We start from the raw sequence: 17,918 nt of genomic DNA on the forward strand, positions 1-17,918 counted from the left end.
GGAGAGGGTTGGGTGAGGGGCCGCCCCAAGCGCTGCTCTCGGTGAGACCCCGCCCCCTCACTCCGACCCTCTCCCCGCAGGGGAGAGGGAGGCGCTTGCACCTCTTGCCTCGTTCAACCCCAATCGACATAACCCGCGTTATGTCGATTCCGCCCGTCCTCTCCCGCCTGCGCCTCCCCGTCATCGGGTCACCGCTGTTCATCATCTCCGGCCCGGAACTGGTGATCGCGCAATGCAAGGCCGGGATCGTCGGCTCCTTCCCCGCGCTCAACGCGCGGCCGCAGACGCTGCTCGACGAGTGGCTGCACCGCATCACCGAGGAACTGGCGGCGCACAACCGCCAGCATCCCGACCGCCCCGCCGCCCCCTTCGCGGTCAACCAGATCGTCCACAAGTCGAACGACCGGCTGGAGCAGGATCTCGCCACCTGCGAGAAGTGGCAGGTGCCGATCACGATCACCTCGCTCGGCGCGCGCGAGGAACTGAACCAGGCGGTGCACGGCTGGGGCGGCATCACGCTGCACGACATCATCGACGATCGCTTCGCGCGCAAGGCGGTGGAAAAGGGCGCGGACGGCCTCATCGCGGTCGCCGCGGGCGCGGGCGGCCATGCCGGGCGCACCTCGCCCTTCGCGCTGATCCAGGAAATCCGCCAGTGGTTCGACGGCCCGCTCGCGCTGTCCGGCTCGATCGCCAGCGGCGCGGCGGTGCTGTCGGCGCAGGCGATGGGCGCCGACTTCGCCTATATCGGCTCCGCCTTCATCGCGACGGAGGAGGCCAACGCCGATCCGCGCTACAAGCAGGGCATCGTCGACAGCCGCGCCGCCGACATCGTCTATTCGGACCTCTTCACCGGCGTCCACGGCAATTACCTGCGCGGCTCGATCGTCGCCGCGGGGCTCGACCCCGACAATCTGCCCAAGGGCGATTACAAGACGATGGACTTCGGCAGCGGCGGCAACGACGGCACGGTCAAGGCCAAGGCGTGGCGCGACATCTGGGGATCGGGCCAGGGCATCGGCGTGGTCGATCAGGTCGAACCCGTCGCCGCGCGCATCGACCGCATGGAACGCGAGTATCAGGCGGCGAAGGACCGGCTGCGGCTGGTGGCCTGACCTCTACCGTCATGCCGGGCTTGACCCGGCATCCATGGTTCCACGAACGCTGACGCCATTGCGTTCACCGCACGATGGACCCCGGGTCAAGCCCGGGGTGACGCACACGATCAGAACGACGTCGCCAGCCGGTCCAGCATCGTCCGCGCCGGGCTGACCATCGGTGCCTGCATCTCCTGCGCCTCATCCAGCCGCGCGACGCGGCGGTGGAGGTCGATGCTCGCCAGGATCATGCCGCGCGCCTGCCCGGGCAACGTGTCCAGCACCGCCGTCTCGCTGACCGGGGCGCTGCCCAGCCGCCGCTGCTCCTGCAACGCCTGCCCCAGCGTCAGCTCGCCCGCGATCACCGCGCGCTGCGTCAGCAGCCAGGCGATGACGTGCATCAGCCGCGTCGTCACCTTCAGCGATTCGCAACTGAACGCGACGCGATCCATCGGCGACAGCGCCTCGCGCTCGGCACGGCCGCCCTCGTCGAAATAGCTGCGCGCTTCGTCCGCCAGCAACATCGCCTCCATGTAGAAGGAATCGATCAGCCGGCGGTGCATCCGCGGGTCGGTCAGGAACTCAGCCATGCCCGCGCTCTGCCACGAACGCCGCACGCCGGCCAAGCCAAGTATATGCTGAACGCGGGTCCGTTCGTCTCATTTCGCCCCACCCATGCCGCCGGTCAGGCGATGATATCGGGGATCAACTGGTCTTCCAGCGCGGAAATCTCGTCGCGCAGCCGCAGCTTTCGCTTCTTCAGCCGCATCATCTGCAACTGGTCGCGCGTCGCACTGCCCCCCAGCGCGACGATCGCGGCATCCAGATCGCGATGCTCGACGCGCAACAGGTTGAGCCGTGCCATCGCCTCGGCCTCGTCCAGCGTATCGTCCATCGCGTCCCCCACCAGCGCCCGAATTTCCCCTTAGCGCAGCCGGGGCGACGGCTGTCATCCTCTTTTCGCCCGTCATCCCCTTTTCGCATGTCGTCGCACCTCTGCCGCGACCGGTCGAAAGCGACGAAAAGCCGCGCGACTTATCGGGCGTTTCGTGGTTCACTGTTCGACCCTTGGTTCAACCACGAAGGAGGTAACTGCCATGCAGACCGCGCACATCTCGGCTCTTGAGGCCAAGCATGCGACCCTCGACCAGCGCATCGCCGCCGAGTCGCAGCGTCCCATGCCGGACAATGTGGTGCTCGCGGACCTGAAGAAGCAGAAACTGAGGCTGAAGGAGGAGATCGCTTCCTGCCACTAGGCGCTCACGCCTGATGGCGAAGCGGCCCGGCGGAACCCTCCGCCGGGCTTTTTCGATTATCCCAGCACGTCGGTGAGCACGCGGCGCCAGTTGCCGCCCATGATGCGGTCGATCTCGGACGGCTTGAACCCCGCGGCTTCCAGCGTGGAGGCGATCCGCGCCATACGGTCGATCCGGTTGAATTCGGGGATCACCACATGTTCCGGGGTCCATTCGAAACCGGGCACCCCACGCTGGCGCATCGCGCGCCACCAGTCGAGATATCCCTCCACCCCGCGACGGTTGTCGTTGCCCAGCTTCACGAGGTTCGCCTCGCCCGCCATCGGGAAGTCGTTGGCGATGCCGACCGCGTCGATCCCGCCGACCTTGATGACGTGCCGCAGTTGCGCGACATAATGCGCCGGCGTCGGCACGGAATCGCGCGTCAGCCAGAAGCTCATCATGAACACCCCCATCATCCCGCCCCGCTCGGCGATGGCGCGGATCACGCTGTCGGGCGCCGCACGAGGATGGTCGACGATCGCGCGCGCGGACCCATGCGACAGGATGATCGGCGTCGTGCTGCGCCTTGCGGCCTCCAGCATCGTCGGCACCGATCCGTGCGAGACGTCGGGCAGCAAGCGCAGCCGGTTCATCTCCGACAGCCCCTCGATGCCCAGCGGCGTCAGTCCCGTCTGCCGCGGCTCGATCGCACCGCCCGCGAACGGCGTGTCGTTGTGATGCGTGAACTGCAGCACGCGCAGCCCTTTGGCGTGGAAGGCCGACAGCCGCGACAGATCAGTCTCGATCATCTCGGTCGACTGGAATTGCAGGAAGGTCGCGCATCCCGGCCGCGTGCCGATATCGCTCCCGCGCAGCGCCACCCACGCCGGACCCGGCGATCGTAGCCGGGCGACCGCCTCATCGATCGCGGTCATGCTGGACGCATAGGTTCGCACGTAGCGCGGCGTCCCGTCGGCCGCCTTGACGGTTTCGACACGGGATACGTCGGCGATCATCGCCGACAGCCCCGCCGCCCGCACGTCGTCCAGATTGTCGGGAAGGAAGCTGAGCCCGTCGATCCACAGCGGCGGGCGTGGCGTCCCGGCCCGTGGCGCTCCCACCGCCGCCGAGGCGAGCGCCGCCCCAGCGCCGGCGAGGAAGGCACGCCTGCTGGTATTGGTCATGATTCGATGCTCCCCGATGCTTCGATCCGCAGCAGAGGATAGCGCACCAGCCAGCGCTTCGTCGCTACCCTCTCATCGAAGATCGCGCGCTTTTCCGCCGCGAAGTGCGGGGTCGGGCGCAGTACCGGCGCGAACAGATCGTCGAGCCCCAGCGGCGCGTTTACGCCGATCGCGCCATCCGCCTCCAGACGCACCGCGACCGCGGTCGCCGTCTCCGGCCAGGCGCGCATCGCCGCCGCGACGTCGGCATAGGGCGCATCACCGTTGCGCGCGTGCATCCGTGCCTGGTTCTTGACCGACCAGTCGTATCCCGGCAGCCGCCCGCGCAGCGCCCGCTCCCACGCGCGGTCCACCACCGCATCGGCGCGCGACGGGTCGTGCCACAGCACGTCGACATCGCCCCCGGGTAGCATCGGCGGGCGCCCGTGCAGCCGGTCCCATATCGCATCGCGCACGAACCCTGCGCCGATCCAGCCATCGCGCAGCGCCAGCGCGCGCACCGCCGACAGCGCCGCCATGCGCGCGTCGTCCGCCGCCAACAGCGCGGTGAGCGCCGCGAGATGACGCATCGCCTATCGCTTCATCTGCCCGGCCACCGCGCGGCGCGTGGCGGCGCCATAGGGCGGCTTCAGCCCCGCCAGCTTCGCCACGTCGATCTTCGGCTGGCGGTACACCGCCTTGGCGTGGCTGAAGGTCTTGAATCCGTCGACGCCGTGATATGCCCCCATCCCCGACGGCCCCACGCCGCCGAACGGCAAATCCTCCATCGACACGTGGAAGATCACATCGTTGATCGTCGCCCCGCCGGAGATGGTGCGGTCAAGCACGCGGCGCTGCTCGCCCGCATCCTGCCCGAAATAATAGACCGCGAGCGGCCGGTCGCGCGCATTCACCGTCTCGATCGCGGCATCCACCCCGCCGGTGTAACGGCGGATCGGCAGGACCGGGCCAAAGATCTCCTCCTGCATCAGCGTCATGTCGTCGGTCACGTCGCGCACGATATGCAACGGCATCTTGCGGCTGTTCGACGCGGCGAAATCCTCCCCCGCGGGATTCACCGTCTCGATCGTCGCGCCCTTGGCGCGCGCATCCTCGATCCAGTCGGTCAGCCGCTGATGGTGCCGGTCGTTGATGATCGCGGTATAGTCCGGATTGGACAGCAGGGTCGGGTACATCGCCGTCGCCGCGGTCTTCAGCCCCTCGACCACCGCGCCCTCCTGCTCGGCGGGCACCAGCATGTAATCGGGCGCGAGGCAGATCTGCCCGGCGTTGAGCATCTTGCCCAGCGCCACGCGCTCGGTGGTGCGTGCGATATCGGCGCCCGTGCCGACGATCACCGGCGACTTGCCGCCCAGCTCCAGCGTGACGGGCACCAGATGGTCGGCGGCGGCATGCAGGATGTGCTTCGCGATCCCCGTCGCGCCGGTGAAGATCAGGTGATCGAACGGCAGCCCCGCAAACGCCTTGCCCACCTCCGGCCCGCCAGTGACGAACGCCAGTTCGTCGGGCGAGAAATAGCGTGCCGCCACCTCCTCGAACACTGCGGAGGTCGCGGGTGTGAACTCGCTGGTCTTCACCATGGCGCGATTGCCCGCGGCGAAGATGCCCGCCAGCGGCGACATGACGAGGTTCACCGGGAAATTCCACGGCGCGATCACCCCCACCACGCCTTTGGGCTGATATTCGACCGCCGCCTTCGCCCCCAGCAGCCCCAGCGGGAACTGCACCTTGCGCCTTTCGGTCCTGGCCCAGCGGTCGACATGCTTCATCGCATGCGTGATCGGCGCGATCGACCCGCCGATGTCGGTCAGCATCGACTGGTCGCGGCTGCGATGTCCGAAATCCTCGCTCAGCGCGTCGCAGAAGCGGTCGGCATGATCGGCGATCATCGCCGCGGCGCGGCGCAGGCGGTCCTTGCGGACGGACAGCGGCTCGGGCAGCGCCGCCATGAATGCGGTGCGCTGTGCCTCCAGTATCTGCTTCATCGCCCTCTCCTGTTGATGCCCTCTTGTCCGTCAGTTCGTACAGCCCACCAGCCCCGCCATCGGCACCACGATCGTGTCGCGCCCGGTGCGATCGATGCGCAGCGTCGCGGTCGGCACCGCCGCCCCCTGGCCCAGCGTGGCGCGCTGCTCCACGCGCATGTCCAGCGTCGCGCTGACGTCGCCGGCCGCAAAGCGCGCGTCGGGCGTGAAGCCCAGCGTCGCGGCGCGCCCGCTTGCGCCGTCGACGCGGGGATAATCGGCGATCGTACCGTCCAGCGCGATGCGCAGGCTGCCGGGATCGGCGGTCACCATCGCGGCCAGCACGCGCGTTTCGCCGGTGGTGAACAGATAGGCCGCGCACCCCTTAGTCGGCAGCGCCTGCTGCGGCAGCGCCCCCAGCGGCAACCCGTCGATGGAGGCGGGAGTCACGACAGCCTGGAGCAAGGCCAGGAGGAGCGCGATCGTCATGCCACCTGCAATATCATGACCAGCCACGCCGGGTAAGCCGCGATCGCCATCAGCGTGCCGAGCGGCAGCGCCTCGTCGCGCGCCACCGCCTGGCCGCGCACCCGCCGCCACGCGATCCAGCCCAGCCCGACCATCCCCGCGACCAGCAGCGCCGCGGGCAGCATCCGCCATCCCAGCCACAGACCGATCGCGCCGAACAGCTTGGGATCGCCACCGCCCATCCCGTCCACCCCGCGCCATGCGCGATAGCCCGCGGCCACCAGCCACAGCAGCGCGAAGCCACCGACGCCGCCGATCGCGCGTGCCGCCACGTCGGGCGGCGCGACCATCGCCGCCGCCGCCCCGGCCAGCGCCAGCGCCGCCGTCAGTTCGTCGGGCAGCCAGAAATCGCGCGCGTCCATCACCGCCAGCGTCAGCAGCAGCCAGCCGAACACCGCGCCCGCCACACCGACGATATCGGGCGCGGCCAGCGCACTCGCCGCGCCGATCGCCGCGCAGCCCGCCTCCATCGCCGGATGCCGCAGGTCGATCCGCGCCCCGCACGCGCGGCATCGCCCCCGCGCCGCGCCCCAGCTGACCAGCGGCACCAGGTCGCGCGCGCGCAGCGTCCGCCCGCACCCGTCGCATGCCGACCGCCCGCGGAGCACCGAGCGTTCCTGTGGCCAGCGTACCGCGATCGTCGCCAGAAAGCTGCCCGCGATCGCGCCCAGCACCGCCAGCACGACCGCCGCCGGCGCGGCGTCAGTCACGACGCCGGATCAGGTAGCGATAGACGCCGAACGAATTGATCCCCAGCAACACGGCGTTCTGCACCCCCAGTGGCTCGTCCTGCGACAGCACAGCGCCCGTGATCCACGCGATCGAGGACGTGACGAAGATCGCCATGCCCCAGCCGGTGACCCGGCGCCCCGAATCCAGCGATACCATGAAGGCGGCGGCGATCCCGCTCAAGGCGGCATACCATTTCAGCGTCTCGATCAGCGTCTGCATAGGTGCCGTCGTAGCGGCATCGCGGCACGCCCGCGTTGACGCGCGTCACGTTGTATTACGGTTCGCCAGGGTTTATGTGCACCGCAACATCGCAAGAGTGTCGAGAGGAACCTTCCGTCATGGCCACCGATCCCGTCGTCATCCTGTCCTATGCCCGCACGCCGATGGGCGCGATGCAGGGATCGCTGGCCGACGTGTCCGCGACCGATCTGGGCGCCACCGCGGTGAAGGCGGCGGTCGAGCGGGCCGGGGTCGATGGCGGCGATGTCGAGCGGATTTACATGGGCTGCGTGCTCCCCGCCGGCCTGGGCCAGGCGCCCGCGCGCCAGGCGGCGATCAAGGCGGGCCTGCCCAAGTCGGTGCAGGCGACCACCGTCAACAAGGTCTGCGGCTCGGGCATGCAGACGGTCATCATGGGCGCAGAGGCGATCGCCGCCGGGTCCGCCGACCTGATCGTCGCGGGCGGGATGGAGAGCATGACCAACGCGCCCTATCTGCTCAAGAAGCATCGCTCCGGCGCGCGCATCGGCCATGACACCGCCTATGACCATATGTTCCTCGACGGGCTGGAGGACGCATACGAGGCGGGCCGCGCGATGGGCACCTTCGCGCAGGACACGGCGAACGACTATCAGCTGACCCGTCAGGCGCAGGACGATTATTCGATCGAGTCGCTGCGCCGCGCGCAGGACGCGATCAAGACCGGCGCCTTCGCGGACGAGATCGTCCCCGTCACCGTCAAGACGCGCAAGGGCGACGTGACGGTCGACACCGACGAGGCGCCCGGCAAGGGCATGCCCGACAAGATCCCGACGCTGAAGCCTGCCTTCGCCAAGGACGGCACGATCACCGCGGCGACCAGCAGCTCGATCAGCGACGGCGCCGCCGCCTTGGTGCTGACGCGCGAGAGCGTCGCCACCGCCAAGGGGCAGAAGCCGGTCGCGCGCATCGTCGCGCATGCCGCGCACGCGCAGGAGCCGTCCGCCTTCACCACCGCGCCGGTGGGCGCGATCCAGTCGCTGCTGAAGAAGGCCGGCTGGACGATCGACGACGTCGACCTGTTCGAGATCAACGAGGCGTTCGCCTGCGTCGCGATGTTCGCGATGCAGGACCTCGGCATTCCGCACGACAAGATCAACGTCCACGGCGGCGCCACCGCGCTGGGCCACCCGATCGGCGCATCGGGCGCGCGCATCGTCACCACGCTGATCGGCGCGCTCAAGCACCACGGCAAGAAGCGCGGCATCGCCTCGCTGTGCATCGGCGGCGGCGAGGCCACCGCGCTGGCGGTCGAACTGGTCGACTGATCGCCATATCGTCACCCCGGGCTTGACCCGGGGTCCCGCTTCTTCCTCGACGATCGCGTAAAGCGGGATCCCGGCTCAGGGCGAGACCTTTATGCCGGACTTGTTCCGGCATCTACTGTGCCGCGTACTCACAAGCCGTTGTGTTCGCCGAAGAGTGGACCCCGGAACAAGTCCGGGGTGACGGACCTCTTTGAGGTGGACGAAGCCACTTTTGCAAAGGCCCGGCTCAGGGGCGGGCTGACGGGAGGCCCATCAATTCCTTGCGCAGGAACGCGTTCAGGATCGCCGCACGGCGCGCGTCCTCGGCATGGTCGGCGCCGACCGAATGGCCGCCCTCCAGATATTCGCGATAATAAACGCGATTGCCGTTCGCCTTCAGCAGCGCCGCCAGCTTGCGCGCATGCCCCGGATGCACGCGATCGTCCTTCGTCGACAGATAGAAGAACACCGGCGGATAGGCGACGCCCGGCTTCACGTTCTGATACGGCGAATAGCGGCTGATGAACGCCCAGTCCGCGGGCTTGTCTGGATCGCCATATTCGTCGATCCACGACGCGCCGGCGGACAGGTGCGAATAGCGCTTCATGTCCTCCAGCGGCGATCCCGCGATCACCGCGCCGTACAAATCGGGGCGCTGCTGCATCGCCACGCCCACCAGCAGCCCGCCGTTGGACCGGCCGGAGATGGCGATCCGCTTCTTTTCCGACACGCCGGTGCGCACCAGATCCTCGGCGACCGCGTGCAGATCGTCGAACACGTTCTGCCGCTTTTCGCGCAGCCCCGCCTGGTGCCAGCGCGGGCCATATTCGCCCCCGCCCCGCAGGTTGGCGAGCACATAGGCGCCGCCTTCCTCGACCCAGAACAACCCCAGCGGCCCGGCGCGATACGGCTGATCGGTCAGATAGGTCGGCGTCTGCGCGTTGCGAAAGCCGCCATAGGCATGGATCAGCGCCGGCCGCGCGCCCGTCACCCCCTTCCGGGTGACCAGGAAATAGGGGATGCGCGTGCCGTCCTTCGAGGTCGCGAACCGCTGCACCACGTCGAACGTTGCCGCATCGAACCGTGCCGGCAGCGATTGCACCGCGCGCGGCGGCTGCTTCGTGTCGATCCAGTACAATGTCGGCGGCGTCAGCATCCCCTCCACCGTCACGAACGCCGCGTTGCGCGCCCCCGCCGCCTTGTCCAGATGCACCGTGCTGTTCGCCGGAAGCGCGACCGGCGTCGACGCCCAGCGCCCGTCCGCGCCCCGACGCAGCGCCAGCAGCCTGCCCGACACGTCGTCCAGCACCTTGACCCACAGCGCGTCGTCGCTGGCGGCCACTTCCTCGATCGCCTGCGTCGCGCCCGGCGCCATCACCAGTTCGCCCGCGGGTTTGCGGCCCGCGGCGATGTCGCGCAACGACCACGCCACCAGCGAGCCGACCGGGAAATCGCCGACCGCGCGGTTCAGCCGCGCGACGGCGCGGCCGCCGATCACCGCCTGCACATCGGCTCCCTGCGGCAAGCCCAGCGGCACCAGCCGCCCGTCGGGCATCACCAGCGACCGGTCGCGATCGAAGAACGACCGCCCCACTGTCACCATCGGCCAGCGCCGCTCGGCATCGACGAACCCGGCGACGTCCACCTCCACCGCCGACGCCGGCGATTCATGCACCGTCCGCGCCGCCGACAGCGGGGTGCCGCGCGTCCACAGCTTCGCGATCCGCGGGTAGCCCGACGTGGTCAGCGATCCCCGACCCCAGTCGGTCGCGACCAGCAGCGTGTCGCGCGTCACCCAGGTCGCGTCGCCCTTCGCCGCGGGCAGCACGAACCCGTCCTCGACGAACCGTCCGCTCGCCAGGTCGAACTCGCGGACCACCTGCGCATCGGTGCCCCCCGGGCTCAGCCGCACCAGACAGCGCGCATAGTCCGGCTCCAGGCAGCTGGCGCCGTGCCATACCCAGCTCTTGCCCTCCGCCTTGCCCAGCGCGTCGACGTCGATCAGCGTGCGCCACTGCGGCTTGCCCGCGGCATAGCCGTCGAGCGCGGCGACACGCCACAGCCCGCGCGGATGCGCCGCGTCGCGCCACAGGTTCAGCACGCGGTCGCCCAGCACGTCGTCGGGTTGCGCGATCTGCGCCGCATCGTCCAGGATCGCCTTTGCCCGCGCGCGATCCTGCTCGAACCGGGGCGTCCGGGTCAGCGCCGCCTCGGTTTCCGCATTCCACGCGCCCACCTGTTGCAGCGCGCGCTGCCCCTCCACCGCCTCCAGCCAGAGGTACGGATCGGCCGCCGGGGCAGCGGCCAGTATGACGGGAAGGAACGCGAGCGATATGAAGGCTTTCATCCCGCAGCGACTAGCCCCCGCGATCGGGGGCGGCAACCCGGACGGAGACGTGCATGGCCCATGACAGCGACGACGACGACGACACGCTCCAGCTGGGGCTGGTGCGGATGCAGGCGGCGATGGCGAAGAGCGGCGAGCGCGCCATCGTGGTGCTGGAGGGGCGCGACGCCGCCGGCAAGGATGGCACGATCAAGGCGATCACGAAGCATCTGTCGGTGCGCAACACCCGCGTCGTGGCGCTGCCCAAGCCCAACGATCGCGAGCGCACGCAATGGTATCTGCAACGCTACGTCGCGCATCTGCCCGCGGCGGGCGAACTCGTGATCTTCAACCGCAGCTGGTACAATCGCGCCGGGGTGGAGGTGGTCAACGGCTTCTCCACCGCAACGGAACAGGCGCAATTCCTGCGCGACGTGCCCGATTTCGAGCGCATGCTGATCGAAAGCGGCATCCGGCTGGTCAAGCTATGGCTCGATATCGACCGCGACGAACAGGCCAAACGACTGGAAAAGCGCCGCACCGATCCGCTGAAGGCGCTCAAGGTATCCGACCTAGACCTCGTCGCGCAGGACAAATGGAAGGGCTATTCCGCCGCGCGCGACACGATGCTGGCGCGCACCTCCACCCCCGTGGCGCCCTGGACCTGCGTCTTGGCCGACCACAAGAAGCGCGCCCGCCGCGCCGTCATCCGCCACCTGCTCCACGCGCTCGCCCCGGAAAAGATCGCCGCCGACATCCCCGCGCCCGACCCGGACGTGCTGTTCGGCTATGATCCGACGACGGCGGACCGGCTGGCGAAATAGGCCGCGGTCATCCTCACCTTCCGGCGCTTCGCACCTCCCTCTCTCTCCCCGCGAGAGAGGGCGGGAAGCCCGTCGGCGAAGCCGGGTGGAAAAGGCCTGTCAGTCTCCCGTCACCTTTGCCGGCCCGAGATCGCCCTGCCCCACACTGCCGCCGGCCATCGCCAGCATCGCGTCGAGGCTCTTCTTCGCGCGCAGGCGGAGGTCTTCCTCGATCTCGATCCGCGGCGTCAGGTCGCGCAGCGCGACGTACAATTTCTCCATCGTGTTGAGCGCCATATACGGGCAGATGTTGCAGTTGCAGTTCCCATCCGCGCCCGGCGCGCCGATGAACGTCTTGCCCGGCAGCGCCTTTTCCATCTGGTGGATGATGTGCGGCTCGGTCGCGACGATCAGCGTGTCACCCGGCATCGCCATCGCGAATTCCAGGATGCCGCGCGTCGATCCGACGTAATCGGCATGATCCAGGATCACCGCCGGGCATTCCGGATGCGCCGCCACCGGCGCGCCGGGATGCTGCGCCTTCAGCTTCAGCAGTTCGGTCTCGCTGAACGCCTCGTGGACGATGCACACGCCGGGCCACAGGATCAGGTCGCGCCCGGTCTTGCGCGCCAGATAGCCGCCCAGATTGCGGTCGGGACCGAAGATGATCTTCTGGTCGGCCGGGATCTGGCTCAGGATCTTCTCCGCGGAGGAGGAGGTGACGATGACGTCCGACAGCCCCTTCACCGCGGCGGAGCAGTTGATGTAGGTCAGCGCGATCGCATCGGGATGCTGCGCGCGGAACGCCGCGAACTGCTCCGGCGGGCAGCTGTCCTCCAGTGAGCAGCCGGCATCCATGTCGGGCAGGATCACCGTCTTCTCGGGCGACAGGATCTTCGCCGTCTCCGCCATGAAGCGCACGCCGCAGAAAGCGATCACGTCCGCGTCGGTCGCCTGCGCCTTGCGGCTGAGGTCCAGACTGTCGCCGACGAAATCGGCCAGGTCCTGGATCTCTGGCTTCTGATAATAATGCGCCAGAATCACCGCGTTGCGCTCCTTGCGCAGGCGATCGATCTCGGCACGCAGGTCGAGGCCCTTGAGGCTGGTCGGCTGTTCCATGTCCGTCAGATGGCCCGCATCGGCGGCGGGATCAAGCCGCGCTTGGGGCTGATCGATATTCATCCAAGAAGCCGTTCGTGCTGAGGAGAGGCTGAGCCTGTCGAAGCCTCGTCTCGAAGCACATGCCCTTCGAGACGCCGTTTCGACAAGCTCAACGGCTCCTCAGGGCGAACGGAAGTGAATGTCGATACGTCCTACCGCGCATTCCCCATCGCGTCCTGCCCCAGCACTTCCTGTAACGAGCGCGTCAGGTCCCATTGCGTGTCGTCGCCGCGCCGCGGCTCGCCCGCGAAGCGCACCTTGACCGTCACCGGCAGTCCCGCGGCCGACAGCGTCCCCGCGAACAGCCGCTCCAGCGCGGTGCGACCATTCTCGCGCGCCTTGGCGATATTCTGCGGCTCGCGCGCCTTGGCGGCGACCACCTGCGTCGCGGTCTGCGACACGCGCTTCTGCATCTGCGCCATCGCGTCGCGCCCCACGAACAGCCCGGAGGTCTGGTCGACCGTCACATTCGCCTCGTCGACGTTCGGGTGGCCCACCGTCACGTCGGGCACCTCGACCAGCAGCATGCGCGCCTTCGCATCGTAGCGGAAGTCGCCGGGATCCAGCGGGCGCAGGTCGACGAAATAATCGACCTCATAGGGCGCCTTCACCACGCGCGACGCCTTCAGCCAGCCCCACCAGCGGCTGCTCCCCGCGGTCGCCTGCACCGTTCCCGACAGGCGGCTGACGCGCAGGTCGCTGCTGCCGTACAGCCGACCCGCGACGACGCGCGCGACCGCCAGCCCATTGTCGTCGGTCGCGACGGTATAGTCCTGCGTATAGCGGCGATAGCCGATCAGCGCGGCGATCACGATCACCACCGCCAGCGCCACCGCGAGCGCGGTGCGGCCGACGCCGGTCAAGCGATCACCCGCCAGTCGTCGCCCGCCGCGGCCACCAACTCGCGCCGCTCCAGATCGATCAGATGCGCCAGCACCGACCGTTCCGCCGCGCCGAACAGCCGCGGGTCCAGCCCGACGTACATCTTGCTCACCATCGCCGGGATCGCGCGCGGCGCCTCGGCCAGCAGCCGCAGGATCTGCCCCTCGCGTTGGCGGCGATGCCCCAACATCCCGCGCACCAGCCGCTCCGGCCGGTCGATCTCCAGACCGTGGCCCGGATAGAAGACGCGATCCTCGCGCCCCATCAGCTTCTCCAGACTGGCCATGTAGTCGGTCATGTCGCCATCGGGCGGCGAGACGACGCTGGTCGACCAGCCCATGACATGATCGCCGGAGAACAGCGCGCGCGTCTCCGGCAATGCAAAGGCGAGATGGTTCTTCGTATGCCCCGGCGTCGTGATCGCCTGCAACGTCCAGCCCGCGCCGCCGAGGCTGTCGCCCTCCGCCAGGACGCGATCGGGGGCGTAATCCGGATCGAACGCATCGTCGGCGCGCGGCCCTTCGTCCATCAGCGCGAAGGGCGCCGCGCCGACGATCGGCGCGCCCGTCTCCGCGCGCAGCCGGATTGCACCGGGCGAATGGTCGCGATGATGATGGGTGATGACGATCGCCACCACCGGCCGCCCCGCGACCACGCGCAGCAGCGTGTCGTGATGCGCGGCATCGGCCGGGCCGGGATCGATGATCGCCACGTCGCGCTCGCCGACGACATGCGTCTGGGTGCCGGTATAGGTATAAGGCGACGCATTGGGCGCGAGCACCCGCGTCACCAGCGGCTCCAGCGTCATTGGCACGCCGGTGGGAATGTCCTCTGCCATCCATCCCGACATGGCGAAGCGCCCCATGGGGCGCAAGGGTCAGGTTGCCCTCCGTCCTGGCGGACCCGTCTTGACGCCGGCCGTGCACCGGGTTGCCCCGGGGGTCATGCACGGCCGGCGGAAGGCTCAGTCGTCCTGCGACGACCGCGCCTTCATCTCGTCGATCGAGCGATCGATCCCGTTCAGCGCCCGGCGACGCTGGTCATCGGTGAAACCACGGCTGACCAGCACGCTTTCCCGCGCACGACGGAGCGAGGCCAACGACACCTGCTGCGCGTCCATCGCCCTGGCCGCGGCATCCTTCGCCATCGCCTCGATCCGGTTGGTGCACACGATCGTGACGCGGCGCTCGCCCTGCTGGGTGTTGATGACGGTCTGGCGCAGGCTGCGGCCCTCGCCGTCGCCGCAGGGGCGCTGCACCACCGTCGGCGTCCGCGCGACCATCGTCCGCACCTCGCGGGCCTGACGCTCGGCGTCGCGAGCCTCACGCTCCACGTCGCGCGTCTGGCGCTCCACATCGCGCGTCTGGCGCTCGATCTCGCGGGCGTGGCGTTCCATGTCGCGGGCGAACGCCGCGCTGTCCCATGCCGGCGGTGCCGGCGGGGCGGGCGGCGCCGGCGGTGCGGCACCCTCCGGCGGCAGCGGCGGGGCGGGCGGCACCGGCAGCGGATGCGCGGCGAGATAGCGCTCCGCCGCCGCGCCTTCATAGGTGTGCGTCATACCGTCCTTCACCACCGTGATCCGGTGGTGCTTGCCCCCGGACGCGACCGGCGGCGCGGCCGGCGCCTGGGGCGGCTGCGGCAGCGCAGGCGCGGCGGGCACCGCCGGCGCCGCGATCGTGCGCAGCGCCGCGACCGGCTTCAGTGCGGCGATATCGACCCCCGTCGTCTCCTCCACGGTGGTGCGCACCCGCTCCGCGGCCTGCGTGCCCGACGCGGTCGCCCCCAGCGCGGTCAGCGCCAGCACCGCGATCGCGCCGCCTCCGGCCGCCACGCGACGACGCGACGCCCCCTTGTTGCCCAGCATCCTCAATCTCCCCTTCAGATCCTCGACGGTGTTCAGGTGGCATGCCGGCGACACCGCGCGGCCATGCGCCGCCTTCACGATCGCGCAGCCATAGGCATGGCGCGCCTCCGCCCCGCAGCGCGCCAGTACGTGCGCGTCATTGGCCAGTTCCTGATCGGCACGGAACGCGCGAAAGGCGATCCAGGCGAGCGGGTTGAACCAGTGCAGCGCCAGCATCGCCAGCGCGACCCAATTGGCGATCAGGTCGCCGCGCGCATGATGCCCCAGTTCGTGTTCCAGCGTCAGCGCGCGCTCGTCCGCATCGAAGCGCGCCGCGAAATCGCGCGGAAAGGCGACGACGCGATCCAGCACCCCGAACGCCAGCGGCCCGCTCGCCGCCGCGCTCTGCACGATCGTGACCGACTTCACGCGGTCCACCGCCACGCCATGGTGCAGCACGCGCCAGCGGAACCGCCAATAGCCCACGATCTGCCACGCCAGCAGCGCGAACGCGCCCGCGCCCCACAGCAGCAGCGCCGCCTCCGCCCAGCCGATCGGCGCCCCCGCCTCCGCGACCGGGGGCAGCGTCACCACCGGCACCCCCAGCGAGATCGTCAGCGGCTCCGGCACGGGCAGCACCGGCAGCGCCTCGCCGCGCCATCCGGCGGGCAGCGGGGGCAGCGCCATCCGCGCCACCGGGATCGCCCATAAGGCATAGGCGACCTGCGCCCCGAACGCGCGCCGCACCGGCACCCGCACCACCAGCACCGCCGCCATCAGCAATGCCGAGGCAAGGATCGCCTCCACCAGCAGCGCGCTCATTGTTTCAGCGCCTTCAACAGCGCCTCGATCTCGGAAATGTCCTGATCGGTCAGTGCGTCGCGTTCGGCCAGATGCGCGACCAGCGGGGTCAGCTTGCCGCCGAACAGCCGGTCGATCAGCCGCCGCGATTCGCCCGCGACATAATCCTCGCGCGCGACCGCGGGACGATAGAGGTAGCGTCGCCCGTCGACGTCATGCGCCACCGCCTGCTTGGCGAGCAGCCGCCCGAGCAGCGTCTTGACGGTCGCGGCACTCCAGCCGCGCGCGGGATCGACGCGCTCCGCCACGTCCTGTGCGGTCAGCGGGCTGTCGTCCCACAGGACCTCCATCACCGCATGTTCGGCATCGCTGATCCGTTCCGCCACGACTCGACCCTCCATCAACTACGCCTGTAATCGTATCGATTACGTCCGTAGTCAATGGCCGTTTTCAACGGGGTGTCGGTCTTCCTTACAACCTGTCGGCGGCGCCGGGCGGGGTTAACCATCGCGATCCCCGGCGGTGCGCGGTTCGCCGCGTCTGGCACGCGCCCTGCTACATGATGGGGGCACCGAGCGTGGACACGCTTCAGCCGGGCGGGGTGTCGCTCTTCGATCTCGCGACCCCCGCCCGCACCCGGTGCTTTTCCCAAATTTTCCGTCACCCCGGACTTGATCCGGGGTCCCGCTTTCTCCGCCCACGTCGCTGAAGAAGCGGGACCCCGGATCAAGTCCGGGGTGACGACACACAACAAAAACGGCGCGCCCTGTCGGACGCGCCGCCGTCAAAAACCCTGCGAAAGCGATTACTTCGCGGTCGCGAACAGCTCCGCCAGCTCGCCGGATTCGTACATCTCCATCATGATGTCTGAACCGCCGACGAACTCGCCGTTGACGTACAGCTGCGGGATCGTCGGCCAGTCGGAATAGGCCTTGATCCCCTGTCGCACGCCCTGATCCTGTAGCACGTCGACGCTCTCGAACTCGGCGCCCAGCCGCTCCAGGATCGCGACCGCGCGGCTGGAGAAGCCGCATTGCGGGAACAGCGGCGTGCCCTTCATGAACAGCACCACATTGTTGTTCTTCACCACCGCATCGATGCGGGCGTGGGCCCCGTCCAGGCTATCGTCGGTCATCGTCTTGTCCTCGGAAATCATGCGCCGTTATTTCGGGACGGCGGTGGTCAACTGCAAGGCGTGGAGCACGCCCCCCATCCGCCCCCCCAGCGCGGCATAGACCGCCTGATGCTGCTTCACGCGCGGCATCCCCGCAAAGGAAGCGGCGGTGACGCGTGCCGCCCAATGATCGTTGTCGCCCGCCAGATCGGTCATCTCGACCTCGGCATCCGGGATGCCGGCCTTGATGAGCGCCACGATCTCGTCGCCCGCCATCGGCATCGCCGCTACTCCGACTGCATCAGTTGGCGGCGCGCCTCGACGGTCTTCTCGTCGAGCGCCTGGCGCACCTGCGCCTCGTCCACGTCCAGCCCCGCGGCGGTCAGGTCGCCGAACAGCTTGCGCACCACATCCTCGTCGCCGGCCTCCTCGAAGTCCGCCTGCACCACCGCCTTGGCATAGGCGTCGGTTTCCGCCGGTGTCAGCCCCATCAGCTCCGCCGCCCATTGCGCGGTCAGCCGGTTACGGCGCGCGGTGATGCGGAACGCGACCTCCTCGTCGCGCGCGAACTTGGCTTCGAAGGCGCGTTCCCGGTCCTCGAACGTGGTCATGGTGGCTCCCGTTGTCCTGTTGGCCCCGGGCTTAGAGCCACTCCGTCCGCCAAGCAACAACCCGTCACCCCGGGCTCGACCCGGGGTCCCGCTTCTTCGCCCTCGGTCGTCGAGAAGCGGGACCCCGGC

At 69.1% G+C, this 17,918-nt stretch carries 21 protein-coding genes; 4 read left to right on the forward strand and 17 right to left on the reverse strand.

What is annotated here, in order from left to right; genetic code table 11:
• Positions 1–140: 140 nt before the first annotated feature.
• Positions 141–1,115 (forward strand): NAD(P)H-dependent flavin oxidoreductase, encoded by a 975-nt coding sequence (locus PGN14_RS08350; protein WP_335299029.1) that lies wholly within the window; start codon positions 141–143, stop codon positions 1,113–1,115.
• Between the two features lie 110 nt (positions 1,116–1,225).
• Here PGN14_RS08350 and PGN14_RS08355 read toward each other — a convergent pair whose 3' ends face one another.
• Positions 1,226–1,687, reverse strand: a complete 462-nt coding sequence (locus tag PGN14_RS08355; protein WP_335299030.1) for a DUF1465 family protein — start codon at positions 1,685–1,687, stop codon at positions 1,226–1,228.
• Between the two features lie 95 nt (positions 1,688–1,782).
• A complete protein-coding gene (locus PGN14_RS08360; protein ID WP_443019482.1) occupies positions 1,783–1,992 on the reverse strand; it encodes a YdcH family protein in 210 nt (69 codons plus the stop codon).
• 202 nt (positions 1,993–2,194) lie between these two features.
• On the opposite strand from PGN14_RS08360, the gene PGN14_RS08365 reads away from it, so the two are divergent.
• Positions 2,195–2,353 (forward strand): YdcH family protein, encoded by a 159-nt coding sequence (locus PGN14_RS08365; RefSeq protein ID WP_335299031.1) that lies wholly within the window; start codon positions 2,195–2,197, stop codon positions 2,351–2,353.
• A 56-nt stretch (positions 2,354–2,409) separates the two neighbouring features.
• On the opposite strand, the gene PGN14_RS08370 is transcribed toward PGN14_RS08365, so the two are convergent.
• From PGN14_RS08370 to PGN14_RS08395, 6 genes are read right to left on the reverse strand one after another with little or no spacing between them, the layout of a single operon-like run.
• Entirely contained in the window at positions 2,410–3,519 is a 1,110-nt protein-coding gene (locus PGN14_RS08370) for a membrane dipeptidase (RefSeq protein WP_335299032.1), read from the reverse strand.
• The gene (locus PGN14_RS08375) at positions 3,516–4,088 is read right to left on the reverse strand and encodes a nucleotidyltransferase family protein (RefSeq protein ID WP_335299033.1); all 573 of its coding nucleotides are present in this window, start codon (positions 4,086–4,088) and stop codon (positions 3,516–3,518) included. The genes PGN14_RS08370 and PGN14_RS08375 overlap by 4 nt, the downstream gene beginning before the upstream one ends.
• A gap of 3 nt (positions 4,089–4,091) precedes the next feature.
• Complete coding sequence (locus PGN14_RS08380) at positions 4,092–5,504, reverse strand: coniferyl aldehyde dehydrogenase (RefSeq protein ID WP_335299034.1); 1,413 nt, start codon at positions 5,502–5,504, stop codon at positions 4,092–4,094.
• Between the two features lie 30 nt (positions 5,505–5,534).
• Positions 5,535–5,972, reverse strand: a complete 438-nt coding sequence (locus tag PGN14_RS08385) for a hypothetical protein (protein WP_335299035.1) — start codon at positions 5,970–5,972, stop codon at positions 5,535–5,537.
• Complete coding sequence (locus PGN14_RS08390) at positions 5,969–6,721, reverse strand: prepilin peptidase (RefSeq protein ID WP_335299036.1); 753 nt, start codon at positions 6,719–6,721, stop codon at positions 5,969–5,971. The genes PGN14_RS08385 and PGN14_RS08390 overlap by 4 nt, the downstream gene beginning before the upstream one ends.
• Positions 6,714–6,962 carry a hypothetical protein gene (locus PGN14_RS08395; RefSeq protein WP_335299037.1) on the reverse strand — a complete coding sequence of 83 codons (249 nt, stop codon included), beginning with the start codon at positions 6,960–6,962 and terminating at the stop codon, positions 6,714–6,716. Before PGN14_RS08395 ends, PGN14_RS08390 begins: the two co-directional genes overlap by 8 nt.
• 119 nt (positions 6,963–7,081) lie before the next feature.
• Here PGN14_RS08395 and PGN14_RS08400 point away from each other — a divergent pair, with 119 nt between their 5' ends.
• A complete protein-coding gene (locus tag PGN14_RS08400) occupies positions 7,082–8,269 on the forward strand; it encodes a thiolase family protein (protein ID WP_335299038.1) in 1,188 nt (395 codons plus the stop codon).
• 226 nt (positions 8,270–8,495) lie between these two features.
• On the opposite strand, the gene PGN14_RS08405 is transcribed toward PGN14_RS08400, so the two are convergent.
• Positions 8,496–10,595, reverse strand: a complete 2,100-nt coding sequence (locus PGN14_RS08405; protein WP_335299039.1) for a prolyl oligopeptidase family serine peptidase — start codon at positions 10,593–10,595, stop codon at positions 8,496–8,498.
• Between the two features lie 53 nt (positions 10,596–10,648).
• Between PGN14_RS08405 and ppk2 the strand changes: the two genes are divergently transcribed.
• Positions 10,649–11,398 carry a polyphosphate kinase 2 gene (gene ppk2 / locus PGN14_RS08410; RefSeq protein WP_335299040.1) on the forward strand — a complete coding sequence of 250 codons (750 nt, stop codon included), beginning with the start codon at positions 10,649–10,651 and terminating at the stop codon, positions 11,396–11,398.
• 99 nt (positions 11,399–11,497) lie between these two features.
• Here ppk2 and nadA read toward each other — a convergent pair whose 3' ends face one another.
• The 8 genes from nadA to PGN14_RS08450 all read right to left on the reverse strand — a co-directional run bounded on the left by nadA (position 11,498) and on the right by PGN14_RS08450 (position 17,789).
• Positions 11,498–12,496: a quinolinate synthase NadA gene (gene nadA, locus PGN14_RS08415; RefSeq protein ID WP_335299041.1), complete on the reverse strand. Its 999-nt coding sequence runs from the start codon at positions 12,494–12,496 to the stop codon at positions 11,498–11,500.
• Between the two features lie 194 nt (positions 12,497–12,690).
• Positions 12,691–13,401, reverse strand: coding sequence for a DUF4230 domain-containing protein (locus PGN14_RS08420; RefSeq protein WP_335299043.1), 711 nt, complete (start codon positions 13,399–13,401; stop codon positions 12,691–12,693).
• Positions 13,398–14,258 carry an MBL fold metallo-hydrolase gene (locus PGN14_RS08425; RefSeq protein WP_335299044.1) on the reverse strand — a complete coding sequence of 287 codons (861 nt, stop codon included), beginning with the start codon at positions 14,256–14,258 and terminating at the stop codon, positions 13,398–13,400. The genes PGN14_RS08420 and PGN14_RS08425 overlap by 4 nt, the downstream gene beginning before the upstream one ends.
• A gap of 126 nt (positions 14,259–14,384) precedes the next feature.
• Positions 14,385–16,085, reverse strand: coding sequence for a M56 family metallopeptidase (locus tag PGN14_RS08430; RefSeq protein WP_335299045.1), 1,701 nt, complete (start codon positions 16,083–16,085; stop codon positions 14,385–14,387).
• The gene (locus tag PGN14_RS08435) at positions 16,082–16,450 is read right to left on the reverse strand and encodes a BlaI/MecI/CopY family transcriptional regulator (RefSeq protein WP_335299199.1); all 369 of its coding nucleotides are present in this window, start codon (positions 16,448–16,450) and stop codon (positions 16,082–16,084) included. Before PGN14_RS08435 ends, PGN14_RS08430 begins: the two co-directional genes overlap by 4 nt.
• Before the next feature lie 419 nt (positions 16,451–16,869).
• Entirely contained in the window at positions 16,870–17,199 is a 330-nt protein-coding gene (gene grxD, locus PGN14_RS08440) for a Grx4 family monothiol glutaredoxin (protein ID WP_335299046.1), read from the reverse strand.
• Positions 17,200–17,226: 27 nt separating this feature from the next.
• Positions 17,227–17,460, reverse strand: a complete 234-nt coding sequence (locus PGN14_RS08445) for a BolA/IbaG family iron-sulfur metabolism protein (protein ID WP_335299047.1) — start codon at positions 17,458–17,460, stop codon at positions 17,227–17,229.
• 5 nt (positions 17,461–17,465) lie between these two features.
• A complete protein-coding gene (locus tag PGN14_RS08450; protein ID WP_335299048.1) occupies positions 17,466–17,789 on the reverse strand; it encodes a DUF1476 domain-containing protein in 324 nt (107 codons plus the stop codon).
• Positions 17,790–17,918 lie beyond the last annotated feature (129 nt).

This window comes from Sphingomonas adhaesiva, assembly GCF_036946305.1.
Taxonomy (GTDB): Bacteria; Pseudomonadota; Alphaproteobacteria; order Sphingomonadales; family Sphingomonadaceae; genus Sphingomonas; species Sphingomonas adhaesiva_B.